Here is a 1,409-nt window from a genome sequence, read left to right as displayed (position 1 = left end):
CTAGGTTGTGAACCCATAAACGGGGCGTCGGTCCTAAGCGTCATTTCAAGATTGTGCATCACCATACCAGCGCGACCGGTCCGCCACTCGAGACAGCTGTTTGACAGGCTTCACACAGGTCCTCTGCGCATTCGTTGAACCGTGGTCGAGTGTCGTTCGGATTGCGCGCGATCCAAACCTGCAGGGGATCTATAAGTTTGGCAGCGTCGGCTGGATCGATGAGAATGTGATCGCTCGCTATCTCAAGCGCCTCATCTATCCCTCTAACAACGCTCTCTGCCGCTTGTCCGGCCCCTTGCGAAACCTCAGCCAGCACCGCCTCAAAGGGTGTTCCAGATTTGTCGCGTCCGACGAATGGTGGACAATGAATATTGACGCCGCCCACGATGCCTCCCGTTTTGCTTGACGAGATACCTAGCGAGCAAGCGTGGTGGTCGCAATTTGGAGCGAATGCCAACCCGGAGCTTCCATAATACACGGAACTCTGATTCTGCGTCGGCATGAGCCGATATGACCTGATGACCGACTTCGAATGGCGCGTGATCGAGCCCCTGCTGCCCAACAAACCCCGAGGCGTGCCGCGTGTCGATGACCGCCGCGTGCTGAACGGCATCTTCTGGGTGCTGCGCTCCGGCGCACCGTGGCGCGATCTGCCCGAGCGTTATGGTCCGCGCACCACTTGCTACAATCGCTTCGTGCGATGGCGGAAGGCAGGCGTCTGGGATCGGATGATGGATGCCATCACCGTCGCCTATGACGGCGACATCCAGATGATCGACAGCACTTCCATCCGGGCGCACCAACAGGCTGCGACGGCAAAAAGGGGGATCGAGATCATTGTCTCGGTCGCTCCCGAGGCGGGCTCACGACTAAAATCCACGCGGTCGTCGATGCGCAAGGCCTCCCGATCCGGCTCGGCCTGACCGCTGGCCAAGCACATGATGGCCAAGTTGCGGACGATCTGCTCAACCACCTTGGGCCGCACATGATCGTGCTCGCCGACAAGGCCTACGATGCCGATCGCATCCGCACGCTGATCGAGGAACAGGGCGCCACGCCCAACATCCCGGCCAAATCCAATCGGAAGTGGAAACCCTGCTTCAGCAAGCGGCTCTATCGCGAGCGCAACCTGATCGAGCGCTTCTTCTCCAAACTCAAGCACTTCCGCCGCGTCGCCACCCGCTACGATAAGTTGGCGGAGAACTTCCTCGCCATGGTCCAGATCGCATCAATGCGCCTGTGGCTCCGCGCTTATGAGTCTACGACCTAGGCCGTGAACCCATAAACGTCGCCGTCGAGGTTTGAGGCAAAATGGCTCAGCGCAAGGAGGTAGGGCGCAGGAATATGGCGATATTTCAAGGTCTGCCGACGCAGCGCTGGGCCATTTTGGTCAAATCCCTTCGGGACGC

2 protein-coding genes are annotated in these 1,409 nt (G+C 59.3%); both read left to right on the top strand.

The window, feature by feature from the left end; genetic code table 11:
* Positions 1-100 precede the first annotated feature (100 nt).
* Positions 101-406: a hypothetical protein gene (locus DKB74_RS18665; RefSeq protein WP_145961051.1), complete on the top strand. Its 306-nt coding sequence runs from the start codon at positions 101-103 to the stop codon at positions 404-406.
* Between the two features lie 94 nt (positions 407-500).
* A protein-coding gene (locus DKB74_RS18475) for an IS5 family transposase (RefSeq protein ID WP_109809675.1) occupies positions 501-1,270 on the top strand; the annotation gives its coding sequence in 2 pieces (ribosomal slippage) (positions 501-816 and positions 816-1,270; 771 coding nt in all).
* The last annotated feature ends 139 nt before the right edge of the window (positions 1,271-1,409 follow it).

The organism is Stakelama portus (assembly GCF_003171655.1).
In the GTDB taxonomy this organism is placed as follows: domain Bacteria; phylum Pseudomonadota; class Alphaproteobacteria; order Sphingomonadales; family Sphingomonadaceae; genus Sphingomonas; species Sphingomonas portus.
Note: the sequence above shows the minus strand (reverse complement) of the source record. Positions and strands in the feature narration are given on the sequence as shown.